The organism is Frigoribacterium sp. Leaf263 (genome assembly GCF_001422285.1).
In the GTDB taxonomy this organism is placed as follows: domain Bacteria; phylum Actinomycetota; class Actinomycetes; order Actinomycetales; family Microbacteriaceae; genus Frigoribacterium.
In genome coordinates this window covers 372,178-392,583 of the sequence record NZ_LMMO01000003.1, presented here as the reverse complement: position 1 = coordinate 392,583, position 20,406 = coordinate 372,178, and the positions used below count along the sequence as shown (strand labels likewise).

The window sequence follows — 20,406 nt, the reverse complement described above, 5'->3', positions numbered from 1 at the left end:
GGCCTCGCGCCTGTGACGAGCGCGGGTCAGTAGAGCAGCATCGTCAGCCGCCGACGAGCGGCGACCACACGGTGGTCGTCGGCGCCGACGATCTCGAAGTACTCGAGGAGGCGCGCGCGGGCCTCGTTCTTCCCCGCGGCGTCCTGCGTCGGGAACACGGTCAGCACCCGATCGAACGCGTCGTCGACGTGCCCGCCGCTCACGTCGAGATCGGCCACGGCGAGCTGCGCGGCGAGATCCGTCGGATCCGCCGCCGCGGCGTCGCGGACCTCGGCGAGCGAGACGCCCTGGAGCCGCGAGATCAGCGAGACCTGCGCCAGACCCGCCACGGCCAGCTGGTCGCGGGGATCCTGCGCGATGGCGGTCTTGTAGGCCGCGATGGCCTCGTCGTAGTCGCCGCGGTCGATCGCGTCGTAGGCCTCCTGGTGGTGCGGCGGCAGGGGCTCCGGCTCGGGCTCGGGGGTCTCGCCGTCGACCTCCGGGCCGCCCTGCACGACGGCGGTGCCCGTGACGCCGTTCTGGACGGCCAGGTCGAGCACCTGCTCGAAGGCGTCGCGCACCTGCGCCTCGGGGAGGGCCCCGACGAACAGCTGCACCGGGCGGCCGGCGATCACGGCGGCGACCGCGGGGATCGACTGCGCCTGGAACGCCTGGGTGAGCTGCGGGTTGGCGTCGACGTCGACCTTGGCCAGGACGAGACGTCCGCCGTACTCGGCGACGAGCTTCTCGAGCACCGGCGAGAGCTGCTTGCACGGGCCGCACCACTCCGCCCAGAGATCGACGATGACGGGCACGGTGCTGCTCAGCTCGAGGAACTGAGCGAACGTCTCGTCGGTCGCGTCGAGGACGAGCGCGGGCACACCCACCGACGCCGGCGCGGCGCCGTCGCTCGCCGCCGGCGCTCCCGCAGGCGACCCGGCGGCCGGAGCACGGCCCGCCGCCCCGGGGGCCGGTCGATCGACGAGGGACGACAGGTCGACGGCTCCGCGGAGTCCGGCGGGCAGAGGGGGGACGTTGGTCATGACAGCTCCTTCGCGCTGATGAGGGCCTGACTGAATCCGAGCAGGACGATCTTCTGATCGCTCCCGACGGGCGGCACGGAGAACAGCAGCTCGACGCCGTAGGTCGCCTCGATGCCCTTCGTGGTCTTGTCGATGCCCGTGAGGTTCTTGACCGCGCCCTCGGGGTTGACCTCGGCGCCCTCCGCCGTGGGCTTCACGGTCTCGACCTCGTTGAGGGCGACCGAGACGATCGCCCCGGCGTCGTTCGTCGCGAACGCGACGGCCGGGTCCTCGTCGGGCGTCGACGCGAAGTCGATGGACGCGGTCTCGGGCAGCGCCTCGCGCTTCGCGTCCTTGTAGGGCTTGCCGATCTTCTCGCGGAGGGTGTCCCCCTCGGCCTCGAAGAGATCGGCGTACTCGCTCTCGTCGCCTTCACTGAGGATGTCGCCGTACGCCGTGGCGAGCTGATCGGGCTGGAGGGTCAGGAGCTTGACGTCGGGCGACAGGCGGGCGGCGCCGATGCTGGCGGGCGCGACCGTCGGCGGGGTCGCCCCGGCCTCGAGACTGGTCAGGTACTCGACCTGGTAGTTGGCGCGGGCGTCCTCCTGGACGAGGGTCAGCGCGATGGGTGCCACGGCGGTGTCGTCGGACTGGACGATGACGAAGGCGCTGCGCGGCCACGTGTCGGCCTGCTGCGGCAGGGTGAGCGTGACATCGCCCTCGGGGACGGCGATGGGCTCGGCGGCGCCGTCGTCCTTCGCGCGGAGGGCGTAGTTGGCCTGACGCTGCGCGAGTGCCGGGCCGGTGAAGCGCGTGGCGGCCAGATCGGCGTCGAGGGTCCCGTCGGCCTCGGACGCCACCGTCGAGATCCGCTGGACGATGCGCTCGGCCTGGGCCACGCTGATGACGGGCGGCTGGAGGTCGTCCTGCTCGTCGGGCACGGCGTCGGTGCTCGTCGGGGTGGGGGTCGCCGAGGCGTCGGCCCCGGCGCCGCCCACGGCGCTCGGCCAGTAGTCGGCCGTGCAGCCCGAGAGCGCGAGGGCTCCGACCAGCACCACGGGCACGACGGCGATCGAGCGGCGGATGGAGCGACGGCCGGCGGCGGGGTCGTCGCCCGACGTCAGGGGCTCGCGGCGCGACCGGCGCGTGACGCGAGGCGGCTTGCCCTGACCCGATCGGCGACGGGGGCCGCGGTTGCGCCGGTGATGCGCGATGGCCCAGATGTAGAGGAGGACGCCGATGAGCAGCACCACGAGACCGCCTGCGATGAGCGGCCCGGCGGCCGGAGTGGCCGTCGAGAGGGGCCAGGTCACCCGCAGGGTGTCGGGTGCCGGGGCCGTGCCGTCGGAGACGATCACGAGCGAGACGTCGTCGGGCGCGTCGATCGAGAAGGTCGGGTCGGCGCCGGCGTACTCGGCGTTCCAGAGATCGGAGTCCGCGGGGCTCGGGACGTCGGCCGTGTCGCCCTCGACGGGGGTGCTCACCAGCTCGCCGGTGGTCTCGTCGAACGACACCTCGTTGTAGGCGGAATCACCCACCCAGCCCAGCACGTCGGAGGTGCGACCGGTCGCCGCGAACACCGAGTCGGTGTCCGAACCCGAGATGCTCACCGTCTGACGACCGTCGTGCCCGTGCAGCGCCTCGGACGGCACGACCGTGATGCGGGCCTCGGAGTCGGCGGTCGACACGGTCGACGAGACGCTCGGGGGCGGGGCGAACACGGTCCGCTGGGCGAAGCCCAGCGCCACCATGAGCGCCGCCAGGACGACGACGACCACTGCGACGATGAAACGCACGTTTCTCTCCCTCCGTGCCACCATCCCGGTCGGGTCGCGGCGGACCGCTCGGGACGGCCGCGCCGGCGCGGGCCCGGCCAGGAGGTCGGGCGCGGCAGCAGATTTTAAGACGGCTCAGCGTATCCGAAATAGCCTGGGAGGCGCCCGCCCGTCCGCGAGTCGCGTCACGACCTCCTGCGCCCGGTCCGCCGACCGCTAAAATCGACGGGTCCGGGCACGAGCGACCTCGTGCCCGCCGCCGAGCAAGAGGAGACACCGTGGCCGTCGACGAAGCAGATTTCGGAACGGAACTCCGCGGGTACCGCAAGGAGGAGGTCGACCGGGCGCTCGGCGACCTCCGTCGCGAGCTCATCAAGTCGAACGCCGATCGCGCCGAGACCGTCGCCGAGCTCAAGCGGCTCCAGGTCCGCCTCGACGACCTCCAGTCGGAGCTCGACGAGGCGGGGACCCCGACGTACGCCGGCCTCGGCAGCAAGCTCGAGCAGACCCTGCGGTTGGCCGAGCAGCAGGCGACCCGGCTCGTCAGCCAGGCCGACATCGACGCGGAGGAGCTGCGCCGCTCCTCCTCGTCCGAGGCCGAGCGTCTCGTCGCCGAGGCCTCGGAGCGCGCCGACGCGGTGCTCGGCGACGCGCGGGGCCGTGCCGCCGCCCAGATCGACGAGTCCCGCGCCGAGGCCGACCGGATGGTCGCCCGCGCCCGGAACGAGGCCCGATCGATGCTGCAGGAGGCCCAGCGCGACTCGTCGGCGATGCGCGGGGCGGCCGCCACCGAGGCCGCCGAGAACGTCTCCACCGCACGGCACGAGGCCGCCGCCCTCCGCGCCGATGCGGAGCGCGACGCCGCCGAGCAGCGTGAGATCGTCGGCCGCGAGGTCGCCGAGGCGCGAGCCGACGCCGCCGAGCTCGCCCGCACCACCGCCGAGACCCGCGCCCTCTTCGTCGCCGACAGCGAGCGGCAGCGCGCCGACCTCGACCGGGAGGGCACGACCCTCCGCGCCGAGCTCGCCCGCCTCGACGAGACCACGCGCGCCGAGCTCGAGCTCGAGGTCACGACCCGGCGGACCGATCTCGACCGCGAGATCGCGGCGGCCCGCGCCGAGCTCGACGACGACGTCGAGAACCGACGCGCCGAGCTCGACCGCGACATCGCCGAGCAGCGCGCCGAGCTGAGCCGCCACGTGACCGAGACCCGCGCGGCGCTCGAGCGCGAAGTGGACGCACGACGCGACGACCTGCGCCGCGAGATCGAGACGACCCGCGCCTCCCTGGCGGCCGAGGCCCTCGAGGTGCGGGCCGGTCTCGAGCTCGAGATCGAGACCGCTCGAGCCGAGCTGGACCGCGACGCCCGCACGGCGCGCGACGAGATCGAGCTCGCCCGCACGACCACGCGCGACGAGATCGAGCGCACGACCGCCGAGACGCGTGACCGCCTCGCCCGCGACGCCCAGCAGCAGGCCGATCGACTCGAGCGCGACGCCGCCGAGCACCGCGCCCAGGTCGAGGCCGAGACCGTCAACGCCCGTGCCGACCTCGACGCCGAGGTGGCGGAGAGCCAGGCGCGGCTGTTCGACGACGAGGAGGCGCAACGCGCCCGGCTCGCGAGCGAGGCCGCCACGCTCCGCGCCGAGCTCGCCGCGGAGCGCGACCGCGAGGAGGCCGCCGTCGCCCGCGAGACCGACGAGGCTCGGATCGCTCTGGCGCTCGAGCGCAGCACCCGGCTCGACGAGCTCGAGCGCGATCTCGTCGCCCGGCATCAGGCCGCCGTCGCCGAGACGCAGAACTACCTCGACGAGGCCCACGCCCAGCTCGACGAGGCACGCCAGCGCTCCGTCGACGTCCGACGGGAGGCCGACGAGCTCGAACGGTCGTCGCACGAGCACGCCAGGACGGTGCGCGGCGAGGCCGACGCGACGGCCCACGAGGTGCTGACGAACGCCGAGGCGAGATCGCGCGACATCGTCGCCGAGGCCGAGACGCGGGCGCGCGAGCTCGTCGGCGACGCCGAACGACGCCTCGCCGATCTGCGCGAGGAGCGCGACGCCGTCGCCGGCTACCTCGAGAACCTCCGCGGGGTGTTGGGCGGCGCGCCCGAGGTTGCGCCAGAGTAGTCACTCGGTGGAGTCGCGCCAGCGGGCCGAGCCACCGTCGACAGGAGTGAACCCCGCGTGAAGATCCACAATCCCTTCCGGCTGGGCCTCCTGGCCGGGCTCGGCGTCCTCGTCGCCCTCGTGATCGGCGGCGCCGTCAGCGAGCTGTCGACGATCATCACGTACGTCGGGGCGGCGCTGTTCATCGCTCTGGGGCTCGATCCCATCGTGTCGTGGCTCGAGAAGAGGAGCGTGCCGCGCTCCCTCGCGATCGCGATCGTCATGGTCGCCCTGCTCGGAGCCGTCGTCGGGGTGGTCTTCGCGATCGTGCCCGTCGTCGTGAGCCAGGCCACGGCGTTGATCACGAACCTCGTCACCTACCTGCAGAGCGTCACCACGCAGCAGTTCGTCGACAACCTGCAGGAGCTCGTGCCCCAGAACGTCTTCGACGTGCAGCAGGGTCTCGACGCCATCGTGGCCTTCCTGAGCGACCCGGACAACGTCGTCACGATCGGCGGCGGAGTCCTCGCCGTGGGCGTCGCGATCGGGAACGGGCTCTTCGCCACCATCGTCGTCCTGATCCTGACGCTCTACTTCACGTCGTCCATCGAGAACGTGAAGAGCGCGCTGTACCAGCTGGTGCCCGCCTCCAAACGCCACAAGTTCGCGCTCATCGCCGAGCAGATCGGCGACTCGGTCGGGCGCTACGTGATCGGGCAGTTCACGCTGGCCGCCATCAACGGCATCCTCAGCTTCGTCTTCCTGAGCATCATCGGAGCCGAGCAGCCCGCGGTGTTCGCGACGATCGCGTTCGTCGGCTCGATCATCCCCCTGGTCGGGACGATCAGCGGATCCGCGATCATCGTGCTGGCGCAGGTCGCCCTGCTGCCCGAGTCGCCGTCGACCTGGATCACCGCAGCCGTGTACTACCTCGTCTACATGCAGATCGAGGCCTACCTGCTGAGCCCCCGCATCATGCGCCGAGCCGTCAAGGTGCCCGGTGTCGTCGTCGTCATCGCCGCCCTCGTCGGCGGGACCCTCCTCGGGGTCCTCGGCGCCCTGGTCGCGATCCCCTTCGCCGCGTCGGTGCTCCTGATCATCCGCGAGGTGCTCGTGCCCCGGCAGAACACCCTCTAGGCGGTCACGCCCAGCGGGCGGGCAGCGGCAGGGCGTGAGGAGCGGCGCGACGGACGATCTCCGAGAGCACGCGCGTCGTCTGCTTCTCGCCGACCCAGAGGTGCTTGCCCCCCTCGACCGGCACGACGTCGGCCCGGGGGATCACCGAGAAGCGACGTGCGGCCTCGTCGGGACGCAGGTAGTCGTCGAACTCCGGGACGACCGCGACGATGGGCGTCTCGACGTCGTTCCACGCCTCGAGCTCGTCGTCCGAGGTGCGGTGCAGGGGCGGCGAGAGCAGCACGAGTCCGGCCGACTCGACCTGACGCCCGTGCTTGAGCGCCACCTCGGTGCCGAAGGACCAGCCGACCAGCCACGGGGTCGGCAGGCCCTCGTCGTGCACGAACCTCACCGCCGCCGCGAGGTCGGCCGCCTCGGCGATCCCCTCTCCGAACTCCCCCTCGGAGCGCCCACGGGGCGACGAGACCCCCCGGAAGTTGAAGCGCAGGACGGCCAGGTCGGCCAGCGCGGGAAGCCGGGCGGCGGCCTTCCGGATCACATGGCTGTCCATGAAGCCGCCCGCGGTGGGCAGGGGGTGGAGCGTCACCAGCGTGCCGACGGCGGGGCGATCCTGGGGCAGCGACAGCTCGCCGACGAGACGGAGCCCGTCGGAGGTCCGCAGGTCGACGTCGCGGCGCCGGGCGGGCAGCAGGACCCCACCGCGGATCTCGACGGCCTCGGAGGCGCGGGCCGGCTCGGTCGGTCCGATCGGTTCGGTCGCTCCGGTCGGTTCGGTCGGTTCGGTCACGAGATCCTCCAGCAGTGCGTGTGCCAATGACGCCTCGACGCCAGGTCGTCGGCTTCGCCGAACAACCCGTCGGCCCGCCACACGACGACGTGGGCCGTGCCTGGCGCGACGGTCAGCGAGCAGCCCGGACAGATGTACTCCTTGACCGACGACGACGCGCCGATCGACTGCACCGTGAACGACCGTCCGTGACGGCTCTCGACCACCGCGCCGCCCCGGAGGGCCCGGGTGATGTCCTCGGCGGGCTCATCGGCCCGTCTCGCGTCACGGGGCCGACGCGGTCGATTACTACGGGGCATGTCCTCCACCGTATCGCGGTGAGGTCCCGTACAGCGCACCCGCCCCGACGAGGCGGCGGTCGGAGCTCGCGTGGACTCAGTACCAGTTGACGGCCTGCGAGTGCGACCACGCGCCGCAGGGTGAGCCGTAGACGCCCGAGATGTAGTTGAGACCCCAGGTGATCTGGGTCGCGGGGTTGGTCTGCCAGTCGGCACCGGCCGTGGCCATCTTGCTGCCGGGCAGCGACTGGGGGATGCCGTAGGCCCCGCTGGAGCCGTTGGACGCGTAGACGTTCCAGCCGGACTCCTTGTTCCAGAGCGACACGAGGCAGTCGTACTCGCCGGCGCCCCAGCCTCTGGCCGACACCATGCCCGCGGCGATGGCCTTGGCGCTGCCCGGATCGGGGGTCCCGGCCACGGGTGCCGCGGCGGCCGCTGCCGGCGGCTCCTCCGCCGTGACGACGGCCGAGGCGACCTCGTCGGCGGGCTCCTCGGTGATGACCGGCTCGGGCTCGGGCGGCGGCGGAGGCGGAGGCAGGGTCACGCCGTAGCCGTCGCGGTCGACGGTCGGGGCCGACGCCCCGATGACCGAGTAGGACTGACCCGGCGCCACGAGGACGCTCGCTCCCCCGACGACGCGCGTCGTCGCCTCGGCACCCGAGATCGGGTTGACGAGCGACGCCGAGACGAAGGCGAACGAGGCGACGAAGCCGAGGGCCGGGAGCACGTAGCGACCTCGGCTCGGTCGGGGGGCCGCAGCGGACGGAATCGGCGCAGGGGTCAGACTCGAAGCCCGGACCATGCGGCGTTCCACCGAGGGTCTGGCGACGAGCACCGGGTGCTCGCGAGGAGTGATTCCGGTCGTCGTCGTTGCAGCGTGCCTACCCATAAGTGAATTCAGGGTAACGGATTTATCACGAGGTGACCAGGGTCCGGCACCGCGTGTCCACGCGGGATCACCGGACGGCGAGCATGACGTCGACCACGGCGTCGAGGACGACGTCGACCTGCGCCTCGCGGTAGCCCCCGCGCCTGGCCCGGAAGACCACGGCGCGGACGTCGTCGATGCTCAGCGCCTGACCCTCGCCGAAGTAGCCCGAGAGGCGCTTCGCGAACCGATCGACGTCCTCCGGGTGATAGCCCTGCGTGAGGAACCCCACGCGATCGAAGCGGTGCCCGTCCGAGCGATCGAGACGGGCGACGATCTCCTCCGCCGCGGTCCGGGCACCCGCGAACCACGCGGCGTCCCCTTCCCCCGAGAGGGAGCGTTGACGCTCCCGATCGGCGAAGGCGTCCTCGAGCCGCTCGAGAGCCGCGTCCACGTGCGCCGTGGCGTAGCCGCCCTTCGTCATCGAGAAGGCCGTCCGGCGGATGCGCTCGGAGTCGATCGCCGTCGTGCCGGTGGCCCGCGTCGGCGCCGCACCCGAGTAAGCCGCCCGGGCCTTCTCGAGGAACGACTCCACCTCGGTCACGTCGTAGCCGAGCTGACCGTGCGGAGCCATCGGGAATGTCGTCTTCACCCGACCATCATGCCGCACCCGCGCCTCCCGACCTCCTGGGTGGGCGGCAGGCCGCGTCAGGTGACGACGAGGAAGAGCGCGTAGGCCGCTGCAGCCGACGGCAGCGTGCTGTCGAGCCGATCGAGGAACCCCCCGTGACCGGGCAGCCAGGTCGAGATGTCCTTGATGCCGAGGTCGCGCTTGATCAGCGACTCGGACAGATCGCCGATCGTCGCGGTGACGATGATGACACCGCCGAGGATGAACCCGAACCACCAGGCTTCGTCGAGCATCAGCCACGAGAGCAAGATCGCCGCGATGAGACTCGCCGCGACGGAGCCGGCGAAGCCCTCCCACGTCTTCTTCGGGCTGATGCGAGGCGCCATGGGGTGCTTGCCGAACGAGAGTCCCGTGGCATACGCCCCGGTGTCCACCGCGATGACGATGATGAGCGCCGCCAGGGTCCAGTTCGCACCGTTCGGCTGAGCGGCCATGAGCGCCATGAAGCTGCCGAGGAACGCGCAGTAGATCTGCACGAACGCACCAGCACCCAGATCACGGGCCACCGAGGAGGCGCTCGTCCGGTGGGAGGGACGTGCCAGTTCGACGAGGCGCCACACCGTCACCAGGAGGATCCCGCCGAGCAGCGCGAGCCACTGCCCCTGGGCTCCGTAGAGGAACGCCGCCGGGACGATGACGACCCCCGAGAGCACGCTCGGCAGACGCGGCACATCACGACCCGCGAACCGCAGGGCGCTCGCCAGCTCGAAGCAGAGGGACCCGATGAGGGCCGCGGCGACGATCATGAAGAACGCGGGCTCGAAGATCAGACTCACGAGCACGGCGGCGCCGAGACCGACGCCCACGCCGATGGCGGCGGGGAGGTTTCTGCCCGTGCGGGCCGTCAGCTTGTCGTTCCGGGCCCCGAGCGCGGCGCGGCGGGTGCGGAGCTGATTCTCGAGATCGTGACGCGCCGCCTGAGCGCGAGCGTCGAAGTCGGCGCGACGGCTGCCGAGTGTGGTCTTGGGGGTCGGCCCCGACCCGTCGGAACGGGGACCGTCAGGAGCGTCGCTCATCTAGACCTCGAGCAGCTCGGCTTCCTTCTTCTTCAGCGCCTCGTCGATCGAGTCGATGTACCCCTTGGTCAGGCTCTCGAGATCCTTCTCGGCACGAGCGACCTCGTCGTCGCCGACCTCGGTCTTGAGGGCGTCCAGGCTCTCCTTCGACTTGCGTCGGATGTTGCGGATCTGCACCTTGGCGTCCTCGCCCTTGCCACGCACGATCTTGACGAACTCCTTGCGGCGCTCCTGCGTCAGCTCGGGGATCGTCACACGGACGAGCGTGCCGTCGTTGGTCGGGCTGGCGCCGAGGTTCGGGAAGGTCGCGATGGCCCGCTCGATCTCTTTCAGCGCCGTCTTGTCGTACGGGGTCACGATCATCGTGCGAGCCTCGGGGACCTGCAGCGACGCCAGCTGGGCGAGCGGCGTCGGGGTCCCGTAGTAGTCGACGGGGATCTTCTGGAAGAGCGCCGGGTTGATCCGACCCGTCCGGACCTGACCGAAGTCGGTCTTGGCGGACTCCAGAGCCCGCTCCATCTTCTCGCGCGTCTCGTTCTGTACGTCGGTGATCGCCACAATGCTCCCTTGGTTCGTTGTCGAGCTTAGTCGTCAGTTGCTGACGAGGGTTCCGATGCGCTCGCCACGGATGGCGCGGGCGATGTTGCCCCCACCCTCCATGCCGAACACGTGCATGGGCATGCCGTTGTCCATGCATAGGCTGAAGGCGGTCGAGTCGACGACCTTGAGACCCTTCACCAGGGCCTCCTGATAGGTCAGCACGTCGAGTTTGACGGCCGACGGGTCGTGACGGGGGTCGGCCGAGTAGACGCCGTCGACGCCGTTCTTCGCCACGAGGACCTCGTCGGCGCCGATCTCGAGGGCGCGTTGCGCCGAGACCGTGTCGGTCGAGAAGTAGGGCAGACCGGCCCCGGCCCCGAAGATGACGACGCGCCCCTTCTCGAGGTGACGCTCGGCGCGACGAGGGATGTACGGCTCGGCGACCTGGGTCATCGAGATCGCCGACTGCACTCGCGTCTCGGCTCCGGCCTGCTCGAGGAAGTCCTGGAGGGCGAGCGCGTTCATGACGGTGCCCAGCATGCCCATGTAGTCGGCGCGCCCGCGGTCCATGCCGCGCTGGCTCAGCTCGGCGCCGCGGAAGAAGTTCCCGCCGCCGACGACGACGGCGATCTCGACGTCCTTCGCCGCGTCGGCGATCTCACGGGCGATGGCGCCCACGACGTCGGGGTTCACGCCCAGCTGCCCACCGCCGAAGGCCTCGCCCGAGAGCTTGAGAAGGACCCGTCGGCGTCCGGTGCGATCTGATGTCATCTGGGTTCTCCCTCGTTCATGGCCGAAGCCAGGTTAGCGACTCGGTGCTGGGCGCCGGTCCGCGCAGGGCGGATCGGCTGCGGACACGACGATGGGGCCTGAGACGTTCGACCGTCTCAGACCCCATCACGTTGCTGGCTAGGCGCCGACCTTGATCCGGGCGAAGCCCTGGATCTCGATGCCGGCCTGCTCGACGACCTTCGCGACCGACAGCTTGCTGTCCTTCGCGTAGGCCTGGTCGAGCAGGGCGATCTCCTTGAAGAAGCCCGTCAGGCGACCCTCGATGATCTTCGGCAGGGCGGCCTCGGGCTTGCCCTCGTTCTTGGCGGTCTCCTCGACGATGGCGCGCTCCTTGGCGACGTCGTCGGCCGGGACCTCGTCGCGCGACAGGTACGTCGGCGCGGCGAAGGCCACGTGCTGAGCGATCGAACGGGCCGTCTCGGCGTCGGAGCCGGTGTACCCGACGACCACGCCGACCTGCGGGGGCAGGTCCTTCGAGGTCTTGTGCAGGTAGATCGCGAACTCGGAGCCTTCGACGCGAGCGACCGAGCGGAGCTCGACCTTCTCGCCCATGAGGGCCGCCTCGTCGTTGACGAACGCCTCGACGGTCTGCCCGCCGATGGCGGCCGCGTTGCCCTCGGCCGCGGTGGCGGCGCCGGCCGCGGAGACGGCCTCGAGGACGGAGTCGGCCAGAGCGATGAACTTCTCGTTCTTCGCGACGAAGTCGGTCTCGCTGGCGAGCTCGATGATCGTGGCGTAGCCCGACGACGCCTTGGCGGCGACGAGTCCGGCGGTGGTCTGACGGCCTTCGCGCTTGGCGACGCCCTTCAGTCCCTTGACGCGCAGGATCTCGACGGCCTTCTCGATGTCGCCATCGGCCTCGACGAGCGCGTTCTTGCTGTCCATCATGCCCGCACCGAGGCGGTCACGGAGGGTCTTCACATCAGCGGCGGTGAAGTTTGCCATGTCTGACGTCCTTTCGTGGAGTCGGAGTGGAGAGGTGGGTTACTTCGAGTCCGCAGCGGCGGCGGCGTCGGCCGGCTCCGCAGCGGTCTCGTCGGACGCCTCGGCGACGGGCTCGGCGACCGGCTCGCCCAGGGGCTTCTCGGCGACCTGAGCATCGGCGTCGTTCTCCTCCGTGGGGAGCGACTCGGCGGCGGGAGCCGACTCGGCGGCCTTGGCCTCGCCCTGCGCGAGCAGCTCGGCCTCCCACTCGGCGAGGGGCTCGACCGGCTGGTCGGCGTCCTCGGGCTTCTGGTGACGCTGCACCAGGCCCTCGGCGGCGGCGTCGGCCACGATGCGTGTCAGCAGACCGACGGAGCGGATGGCGTCGTCGTTGCCGGGGATCGGGAAGTTGATCTCGTCGGGGTCGCAGTTGGTGTCGAGGATGCCGATGACGGGGATGCCGAGCTTCTTGGCCTCGTCGATCGCCAGGTGCTCCTTCTTGGTGTCGACGACCCAGAGCGCCGAGGGCGTCTTCGTGAGGTTGCGGATCCCGCCGAGCGTCTTGTGCAGCTTGTCGAGCTCGCGCTTCTTGATCAGGAGCTCTTTCTTGGTGAAGCCCTGAGTCGTGTCGTCGAAGTCGATGTCCTCGAGCTCCTTCATGCGAGCGAGGCGCTTCGAAACCGTCTGGAAGTTGGTCAGGAGGCCACCGAGCCACCGCTGGTTGACGAAGGGCTGTCCGACGCGGTTGGCCTGCTCGGCGATGGAACCCTGAGCCTGCTTCTTCGTACCGACGAAGAGGATGGTGCCGCCGTGGGCGACGGTCTCCTTGACGAAGTCGTAGGCCTTGTCGATGTAGCCGAGCGACTGCTGGAGGTCGATGATGTGGATGCCGGAGCGCTCGGCGAGGATGAATCGCTTCACCTTCGGGTTCCAGCGGCGGGTCTGGTGTCCGAAGTGGACGCCGCTGTCGAGCAGCTGGCGGATGGTGACGACGGCCATGGTCGTTCTCCTGTTTCTGGGCGCACGCGTCGGTGAGCCGGATTGTCGGTTGTCTGGACGACCGGATGGTCGCCGCTGCCTGGTGCCCGGGCGCATCACCGCCGCTCGCATCGTGAGACGCGGTCGGACCGAATGGAGATGGAGGCCGGTGGCGATCAGAGTCGGACGGACCGGCTCGCGATCGGTGCGTCCGAAGACGCACAGGGCACGCGAAGTCAGCCTGCTGAGCAGGCTGCGTGGATCATGGTAGCACCACGCGGGGTTCGACCGGCGGAGCGGCGCCTGGCCTCGCGACCCCGTCGTGCTGACACGTCGAACGCCCCGGCCGGATCCCGGCCGGGGCGTTCGACGATCACGCTGCGATCAGGCGCGGGCGCCCTTCGGATCGATCGAGCCGTCGAGGGCCGAGACGCCCATCTCCTCGAGCGAACGCCCCTTCGTCTCCGGGATCTTCGCGAACACGAAGAAGAACGAGACGAGCGCGAAGAAGGCGAAGATGCCGTACGAGAGCGTCAGGCTGAGGGCCGCGAGGCTCGGGAACGTCACCGTCACGATGAAGTTGGCGATCCAGTTCGCCATGCTGCCCACTCCGAGCGCGGTCGCGCGGATGCTGTTGGGGAACATCTCGCCGAGCAGCACCCACATGAGCGGTCCCCACGTGGCCCCGAAGGAGACGACGAAGAGGTTGGCCGCCACGAGGGCGACCGGACCCCAGGCGCCGGGCAGCGAGGGGTCGCCGGCGGACGTGGTCGTGGCCTGGCTGAAGGCGAGGGCGGTCACCGCGAGGCTGATGAACATGCCGACCGAACCGGTGAGCAGGAGCGGACGACGACCGACCTTGTCGACCAGCCCGATCGCGATGAACGTCACGGCGACGTTGACCACCGCGGTGATCGTGGAGATGAGGAAGGAGTCCTCCTCCTGGAATCCGACGGCCTGCCAGAGGGTGGTCGAGTAGTAGAAGATCACGTTGATGCCGACGAACTGCTGCAGGACGGCGAGGATGATGCCGACCCAGACGATGGGCTGCAGCCCGAAGCGCTTGCCGCGGATGGACGACTTGGTCTCGAGGTCGGCCTCGGTCTTGATCGAGTCGGTGATCTCCTTCAGGCTCGTGTCGACCGTCTCGGTCGGGACGATGCTCTCGAGGACCTCGCGCGCCTCCTTCTCGCGCCCTTCGCCCGCGAGGTACCGGGGCGACTCGGGCAGACGCCAGGCCAGCACGCCGTAGACGACCGACGGCACGACGCCGACGAGGAACATCCAGCGCCAGGCGGCCAGGCCGAACAGCGACGGCTCCGAGGCGCCGCCGGCGGAGACGGCGAACAGCTGATCGGAGAGCAGGGCGACGAAGATGCCGAGCGTGATCGCGAGCTGCTGGAACGAGGCGAGCCGGCCGCGGATGGCCTTGGGCGAGACCTCGCTGATGTAGGCCGGGGCGATGACCGAGGCGATGCCGATCCCCAGACCGCCGATGACGCGCCAGAGCACGAGGTCCCAGACGGCGAAGGCCGCGGCGGCGCCGATCGAGCTGATGAGGAACAGGGCCGCGCCGATCAGCATGACCTTGATGCGCCCCATCCTGTCGGCGAGACGACCGGCCACGTAGGCGCCGATCGCGCAGCCGATGAGGGCCGAGGCGACGGCGAAGCCCGAGGCGAACTCGGTCAGGCCGAACTCGTCGGTGATGGACTGGACGGCCCCGTTGATGACGGAGGAGTCGAATCCGAAGAGGAAGCCGCCCACGGCCGCCGCGACGGCGAGCGCCGTCACCCGTCTGTTCAGCTTCCTGGTCTCTGCTGACTCTGCTGTCGAGTTCGACACGGTTCTCCTTCTGGCTCGGAGGAGAGGGGCCGTGCCTCGTCTCCCCCACAACGTCGTGCACCGGATTTCCGTGCACCGGTGAACGATACGCCTCGGCCGCACGAGGTGCACGCTCGGCAGAATTCGGCGATGCGCCGCTCTCCCCCGCCCCCAGCACGCCGCTCGCGGCTCGCCGTCGTGGGCCGCCCCTCGGGTACGCCGACTCGATGGGCGATCGTCGGCTCCCTCGCGGTCTCCGCCTGCCTCGTCGCAGGTGTCGCACCCGAACCCGCGGGGGCGGCGCGTGGCGACGGGACCTCTCGAGCCGTCTGGTCGTGGCCGGTGGCCCCGCCGCATCCCGTCGTCCGGCCCTTCGCGGCGCCGGAGCACGCCTGGTCTCCCGGGCATCGGGGCATCGACATCGGCGCCGCGCCGGGCACGCCGGTGACGGCGCCGGACGACGGGGTGGTGCGGTTCGCCGGCACGGTCGTCGATCGGCCGGTCCTCTCGATCACGCACGCCGACGGCGTGGTCAGCAGTCTCGAGCCGGTGACCAGCGACCTGTCCTCCGGCGAGGCGGTGTCCCGCGGCTCGACGGTGGGCATCGTCGTCGCCGGGCACTCGAGCGACGCCGACGCGGTCCATCTGGGGGCCCGGATCGACGGCGAATACGTCTCGCCTCTGCTGATGCTCGGGGGCGGACGGCCGTCGGTGCTGCTGCCGACGCGGCCGATCGGCTGATCTGCCGACCGTCAGGCGCGGGGGTGCGCGGATCGATAGCTCTCGCGCAGCCTCTCGGTCGAGACGTGCGTGTAGATCTGCGTGGTGCCGAGACTGGCATGCCCGAGCAGCTCCTGCACGGCGCGGAGGTCGGCGCCGCCGTCGAGCAGATGGGTCGCCGCGGTGTGCCGCAGGGAGTGCGGGCCCGCCGGGCCCGTCCCCGGGATGTCCCCGAGGAGGCGCGCCACGAGTCGGTGGACGGCTCGCGTCCCGAGGCGGGCACCCCCCGAACCGACGAAGAAGGCCGCCGTCGGGGGTGCGTCCGCGCCCGCCACGAGACGCGGCCGGGCGAGCTCGACGTACCGACCGAGAGCCTCCGCCGCGGGCACGCCGAAGGGCACGACCCGCTGCCTGCCGCCCTTTCCGGTGACCCTCACCGTCAGACGCCCCAGATCGACGTCGTCGACATCGGCGCCGACGAGTTCGGACACCCGGAGTCCGGAGCCGTAGAGGAGCTCGACGACGGCGAGGTCGCGACGCGCACCGGCGTCGTCTCCCTCGGCGCGGACCGCGAGCGACCGGAGGATCCCCTCGACCTGCGGCTCGGTCAGGACCCGGGGCAGTCGGCTCTCGGCCTTCGGCGCACGCAGACGCACCCCCTGGTCGATCGGCGTCCGACCGGTCTCCTCCAGCCACCGGGTGAACGCCCGGACGCTCGCCGACCGCCGCGCCAGCGTCGACCGTGCGAGGCCGGCCCGCGTGCCCCGGTAGAGCCACTCGCGGAGGAGGTCGAGATCGAGGTCCCCGTGGTCGGGCTCACGTCCGAGACGGGTCACGGCGAAGGCCGTCAACTCGGCGAGGTCGGACCGGTACGAACGGATCGTGTGCTCGCTGAGACCGCGTCCGTGCCGCAGATGCTCCACGAAGAGTGCGACGTCGATCATCCCGACAGAGTAGTCACCGAGGGGCGGACGGCTCAGTCGACGTGGCCGTGCCGGTGGCGACGTCCGCCTCCTCTCCGGCGGCCGGCGCCAGATCGCGGATCCTCTTCGCCGGCACCCCCGCGTAGAGGCCGTGGGACCTCAGCCTCCCCGCGACCACCGCACCCGCGGCGACGACGACGTCGTCCTCGATGACGGCCCCGGGGAGGATCGTCGCCCGAGCACCGATCCAGACCCGTTCGCCGATGACGACGGGACGCCCGGTCGACCGCGGGCTCCAGGCGCCCGCGGACGACAGCTCGTGGTGGCTCGTCACGATCATGACCTCCATGCCGAGGGCGCTGTCACGGCCTATGCCGACCGGTGCGAGCGCTTCGATGAAGACGCTCCGGTTCAGGTACGCGCTGTGGCCGATCGTGAGGTTCTTCGGGCTGCCCACCAGGGTGAAGCCCCCGCCGGGGCCCGACTCCACCGCCGCCCCCGCGGCCACGAGCAGGAGTCGCCTGGCGGTGCGGGGCATGAGCGCCGAACCCACGAGTCGGGAGAACACGATGTGCTCGAGGCCAGACGAGACGTCCTCCCGGAGGGTGCGCACGAACCGGCGTGCGGGAGTGGCGTCGGATGGGCCGGACGACGTCATGGCGGGTCCTGTCGGGATGAGGCGGGTGAGACGACCGCACGATCGCCGGGGATCCTCTCGGTCCCCCTCTGCGGGACCATAGGGTGCCGGGCCGCCGCGGACAAGTCGTGACGCGATCCCTCCGTCATCGCGTCGCCCCGGGTCATCCCGGCGGAGGCGACCGGCGCCATCCCGAGGGCGCCCGTGTCACGAGGCCCTCGTCCTCCATCTCCGCGAGGAGCCCCCGCGTCCGGGCCGTCGACAGGCCGCTGGCGATGGAAGCCTCGTCGGTGCCCCGGTCGACCCTCGTGCTCAGAGCATCGAGCAGGCGGACGCGCTCGGGGTCGTCTCGAGCGGGAGAGGCGCCCGCGTCGGGCAGGCTCCGCCCGGGGATCAGTTCGACGACGTCGGCGGCCGTCGTGACGCAGACCCCGAGTCCCGAGCGGATGAGCGCATGGCAGCCGACCGACGACGGCGACGTGACCGGTCCGGGTACGGCGCCGACGGGCCTGCCCAGCGCCTGCGCGTGGGCCGCGGTGTTCAGCGCACCGGACCTCCGCCCCGCCTCGACGACCACCGAGACCGCGGACAGCGCGGCGATGACCCGATTCCGCTGCAGGAACCTCCACTTGCTCGGCGTGCTGCCGCAGGGCGACTCCGAGACGAGCAGCCCGCGTTCGACGACCGCCCGCAGCAGAGCGTCGTGGCCGGTGGGATAGAACCGGTCGACTCCCCCCGCCATGACGGCGACCGTCGGCGCATCGGCGGCCAGGGCCGCCCGGTGCGCCATCCCGTCGATGCCGTAGGCCCCTCCGGAGACGATGCAGAAGCCGCGATCGGCCAATGCGCTGCCGAGGTCGGCGGCGACCTGCTCGCCGTAGGCGGTCGAGGCGCGGCACCCCACGACGGCGACGGCCGACGTCACCTCCGGCAGCTCGGCGGCGCCCCGCAGCCACAACGCGGCCGGAGCGTGGTCGCCGAGGTCGTCGAAGGCCGGTGGCCAGCCGTCGTCGCCGGGGACGACGAGACGGAGGCCGAGCGCGGTGGCGGCCCGGAAGGACGACAGGATGCGCGTGTCGGTCGTCCGCGGAGCCCACCGCGAGAGCGCCCGCGCGATCCGCCGGTCATCGACCTCCGCGGGATCGACGCCCTCGTTCCGCAGCGCCGACCCGAGCAGCGACGGCTCGGTGACCGCGTCGCGTCGATCGAGCGACTCGAGGACGAGGCGCAGAGCCACCGCCGGCCCCAGGACACGTCGCGCCAGACCGCCCACGACGTCACCGGGTTCGACGACGGCCGACCAGGCGCCCAGAGCGAAGGCGTCGACGGCACGGTCGGCACCGGGGCGGAGCGGGGCGACGAGATCGGCCAGATCGGCGGTCGAGACCGTCAGCAGCCCGTTCACACCGACCTCCGGAGTCCGAGGGCGCCCAGGACGTGCGACCGCTCGGGGCGGTCGGCCCCGTCGAGATCGGCGAGCGTCCACGAGACCCTCAGGACCCGGTCGTAGCCGCGCATCGTGAGGGCGCCCGTCTCGAGGGCCCGGTCGGCGGGGAGGCTGACGCCCACCGGCAGTCGGTTGCCCCGGTCGCGCAGCCACGTGCCCGGCACCTCGGAGTTCAGCCGCCACGGGGTCTCGGCGAGCCGCCCCGCCGCCCGAGCCCGCGCCTCCTCGACGAGACGGCGCGCGTCGGCCGTGGTGGTCCGCTCGACCTGCTCGGACAGACGGAAGACCGCGGAGCTGATGCGCGCTACGCGCAGCTGCAGATCGATGCGGTCGACGAGAGGTCCCGAGAGCTTCGCCAGGTACCGCCGTCGCTGGTGCGGTGAGCACTCGCAGTCGCCGTCGCGCGTGCCGTACTGACCGCACGGACACGGGTTCGCCGCGGCCACGAGCTGGAAGCGGGCGGGGAAGCGCGCTACGGCTCTCGACCGGTGGACCACGGCCTCGCCGGACTCCAGGGGCTGCCGCAGGCAGTCCAGCACCGATCGGGAGAACTCCGGCGCCTCGTCGAGGAAGAGGACGCCCCGCGTCGCCCGCGAGGCGGCACCGGGACGGATGACGGCGCTGCCGCCGCCGATCAGCGAGGCGGCGCTGCAGGTGTGATGCGGGCTCTCGAACGGCGGACGATGATCGAGACCCCCGACGACCGGCCGCCCCGCCAGCGACCGCACGCTGCCGACCTCGAGGGCCGCATCGAGATCGAGGTCGGGGAGGATGCCGGGAAGACGCGAGGCCAGCATGGTCTTGCCCGCGCCGGGCGGACCGACCATCAGGAGATGATGGCCGCCGGCCGCCGCGACGATCAGCGCCTGCACGGCGTCCGAGTTGCCCACGACGTCTGCGAGATCAGGGCGCCGGCCGTCGTCGGACCCCGGCCCGGCGGGCGGACGAGGCCGCACGATGACGTCGACGGACTCCGGCTCGAGCTCGGCGCCATGCCAGATGGCCGCGTCGCGGAGACCCGCCACCGCCACGACCCGGATGTCGGGGACCAGCGACGCCTCGTCGGCGTTGTCGCTCGGCACCATGACCGTCACGGCCCCCGCCCGCCTCGCCGCGAGGACGGCGGGCAGGACGCCGTCGACGGGCCGCAGCCTGCCGTCGAGACCCAGCTCGCCCAGGTGCACCACACGCGCCACGGAATCGGCTGAGACCAGATCGGCCGCCGCCAAGGCCGCGACGGCGATCGCGAGGTCGAACGAGGACCCCTGCTTGGGCAGGGACGCCGGCGAGAGGTTGACCGTCAGCTTGCGGGTCGGCAGCGCGCAGCCGGAGTTCGTCGCGGCCGCCCGCACGCGGTCGCGGGCCTCGCCGAGCGACGTGTCGGGCAGCCCGATGATCATGAACGCCGGAAGCCCCTGCCCCATGTCGGCCTCGACCTCGACGAGCGCCCCGTCGAGCCCGAGCAGGGAGACCGCTCGGGTCCGACCGATGCTCACGAGCCGGCCCCGCGCACGTGCTCGATGCGCTCGTGACCGTGGCACCTCTCGACCGTGATGCCGACGACGTCGATCCGCAGCCCCCGGCCTCTGCCGGGATGCGCTCTGCTCCACGCGACGGCCAGTCGCCGGAGCCGCGCGAGCTTGGCCGCGGTGACCGCCTCGAGCGCGTGCCCGTACCCCGCGCCCGACCTCGTCTTGACCTCGACGACCACGACGTCGTCGCCGTCGAGGGCGACGAGATCGATCTCGCCCTCGGCGCAGCGCCAGTTGCGCTCGAGCACGCGCATCCCCTGCGCCTCGATCCATTCGGCGGCCACGTCTTCGCCGCGCCGCCCCAGTTCGTCCTTCTTCGCCATGTCGGCCTCCTCGACGAGAAGGCTGGCGGAGCAGGACCCGAGGTCGTGGGGACTCGGACGGCACCTGGGGATGGTCCGGGCGGTCGCCGTACCGGGGAGGGACGG

General features: G+C 71.6%; 20 protein-coding genes. 3 read left to right on the top strand and 17 right to left on the bottom strand.

The annotated features are described in order from the left end of the window. Positions 1-26 precede the first annotated feature (26 nt). Together ASF17_RS05860 and ASF17_RS05855 are read right to left on the bottom strand one after the other, a co-directional pair. On the bottom strand, positions 27-1,022 hold the full coding sequence (locus ASF17_RS05860) for a tetratricopeptide repeat protein (RefSeq protein ID WP_055796481.1): 996 nt from the start codon (positions 1,020-1,022) through the stop codon (positions 27-29). Beyond that, entirely contained in the window at positions 1,019-2,797 is a 1,779-nt protein-coding gene (locus ASF17_RS05855) for a hypothetical protein (RefSeq protein ID WP_156357318.1), read from the bottom strand. Before ASF17_RS05855 ends, ASF17_RS05860 begins: the two co-directional genes overlap by 4 nt. Positions 2,798-3,054: 257 nt before the next feature. Between ASF17_RS05855 and ASF17_RS05850 the strand changes: the two genes are divergently transcribed. After that, the gene (locus ASF17_RS05850; protein ID WP_055796473.1) at positions 3,055-4,905 is read left to right on the top strand and encodes a DivIVA domain-containing protein; all 1,851 of its coding nucleotides are present in this window, start codon (positions 3,055-3,057) and stop codon (positions 4,903-4,905) included. Positions 4,906-4,962: 57 nt separating this feature from the next. Beyond that, positions 4,963-6,021, top strand: a complete 1,059-nt coding sequence (locus ASF17_RS05845) for an AI-2E family transporter (RefSeq protein ID WP_055796470.1) — start codon at positions 4,963-4,965, stop codon at positions 6,019-6,021. Positions 6,022-6,025: 4 nt separating this feature from the next. Here ASF17_RS05845 and ASF17_RS05840 read toward each other — a convergent pair whose 3' ends face one another. From ASF17_RS05840 to ASF17_RS05795, 10 genes are all read right to left on the bottom strand, one after another. Next, positions 6,026-6,769 carry an alpha/beta hydrolase gene (locus ASF17_RS05840; RefSeq protein WP_055798314.1) on the bottom strand — a complete coding sequence of 248 codons (744 nt, stop codon included), beginning with the start codon at positions 6,767-6,769 and terminating at the stop codon, positions 6,026-6,028. 35 nt (positions 6,770-6,804) lie between these two features. Then, positions 6,805-7,107 carry a hypothetical protein gene (locus tag ASF17_RS05835; RefSeq protein WP_055796464.1) on the bottom strand — a complete coding sequence of 101 codons (303 nt, stop codon included), beginning with the start codon at positions 7,105-7,107 and terminating at the stop codon, positions 6,805-6,807. Positions 7,108-7,183: 76 nt separating this feature from the next. Then, positions 7,184-7,813, bottom strand: coding sequence for a lytic transglycosylase domain-containing protein (locus tag ASF17_RS05830; protein WP_082475101.1), 630 nt, complete (start codon positions 7,811-7,813; stop codon positions 7,184-7,186). Positions 7,814-8,042: 229 nt separating this feature from the next. Further along, positions 8,043-8,606: a DivIVA domain-containing protein gene (locus ASF17_RS05825; RefSeq protein WP_235476404.1), complete on the bottom strand. Its 564-nt coding sequence runs from the start codon at positions 8,604-8,606 to the stop codon at positions 8,043-8,045. A 56-nt stretch (positions 8,607-8,662) separates the two neighbouring features. Beyond that, a complete protein-coding gene (locus ASF17_RS05820; RefSeq protein ID WP_082475100.1) occupies positions 8,663-9,661 on the bottom strand; it encodes a phosphatidate cytidylyltransferase in 999 nt (332 codons plus the stop codon). Then, positions 9,662-10,180 (bottom strand): ribosome recycling factor, encoded by a 519-nt coding sequence (frr, locus tag ASF17_RS05815; RefSeq protein WP_055798304.1) that lies wholly within the window; start codon positions 10,178-10,180, stop codon positions 9,662-9,664. A 72-nt stretch (positions 10,181-10,252) separates the two neighbouring features. Further along, on the bottom strand, positions 10,253-10,972 hold the full coding sequence (pyrH, locus tag ASF17_RS05810; protein WP_055796459.1) for a UMP kinase: 720 nt from the start codon (positions 10,970-10,972) through the stop codon (positions 10,253-10,255). Between the two features lie 138 nt (positions 10,973-11,110). Continuing rightward, on the bottom strand, positions 11,111-11,938 hold the full coding sequence (gene tsf / locus ASF17_RS05805; RefSeq protein ID WP_055796456.1) for a translation elongation factor Ts: 828 nt from the start codon (positions 11,936-11,938) through the stop codon (positions 11,111-11,113). A gap of 39 nt (positions 11,939-11,977) precedes the next feature. Further along, positions 11,978-12,916, bottom strand: a complete 939-nt coding sequence (gene rpsB / locus ASF17_RS05800; RefSeq protein WP_055796453.1) for a 30S ribosomal protein S2 — start codon at positions 12,914-12,916, stop codon at positions 11,978-11,980. 363 nt (positions 12,917-13,279) lie between these two features. Next, on the bottom strand, positions 13,280-14,740 hold the full coding sequence (locus ASF17_RS05795) for a sugar porter family MFS transporter (RefSeq protein ID WP_055796450.1): 1,461 nt from the start codon (positions 14,738-14,740) through the stop codon (positions 13,280-13,282). A gap of 129 nt (positions 14,741-14,869) precedes the next feature. Between ASF17_RS05795 and ASF17_RS05790 the strand changes: the two genes are divergently transcribed. Further along, on the top strand, positions 14,870-15,460 hold the full coding sequence (locus tag ASF17_RS05790; RefSeq protein WP_082475098.1) for a murein hydrolase activator EnvC family protein: 591 nt from the start codon (positions 14,870-14,872) through the stop codon (positions 15,458-15,460). Positions 15,461-15,471: 11 nt separating this feature from the next. Here the strand turns inward: ASF17_RS05790 and ASF17_RS05785 are convergent, their stop codons facing one another. From ASF17_RS05785 to ASF17_RS05765, 5 genes are all read right to left on the bottom strand, one after another. Next, positions 15,472-16,383: a tyrosine recombinase XerC gene (locus ASF17_RS05785; protein ID WP_055796445.1), complete on the bottom strand. Its 912-nt coding sequence runs from the start codon at positions 16,381-16,383 to the stop codon at positions 15,472-15,474. A gap of 13 nt (positions 16,384-16,396) precedes the next feature. Continuing rightward, entirely contained in the window at positions 16,397-17,020 is a 624-nt protein-coding gene (locus ASF17_RS05780; protein ID WP_055796443.1) for an acyltransferase, read from the bottom strand. 142 nt (positions 17,021-17,162) lie between these two features. Then, positions 17,163-18,404, bottom strand: coding sequence for a DNA-processing protein DprA (gene dprA, locus ASF17_RS05775; RefSeq protein ID WP_055796440.1), 1,242 nt, complete (start codon positions 18,402-18,404; stop codon positions 17,163-17,165). Further along, positions 18,401-19,942, bottom strand: coding sequence for a YifB family Mg chelatase-like AAA ATPase (locus tag ASF17_RS05770; protein ID WP_055796437.1), 1,542 nt, complete (start codon positions 19,940-19,942; stop codon positions 18,401-18,403). Before ASF17_RS05770 ends, dprA begins: the two co-directional genes overlap by 4 nt. Beyond that, complete coding sequence (locus tag ASF17_RS05765) at positions 19,939-20,301, bottom strand: YraN family protein (protein ID WP_055796432.1); 363 nt, start codon at positions 20,299-20,301, stop codon at positions 19,939-19,941. Before ASF17_RS05765 ends, ASF17_RS05770 begins: the two co-directional genes overlap by 4 nt. Positions 20,302-20,406 lie beyond the last annotated feature (105 nt).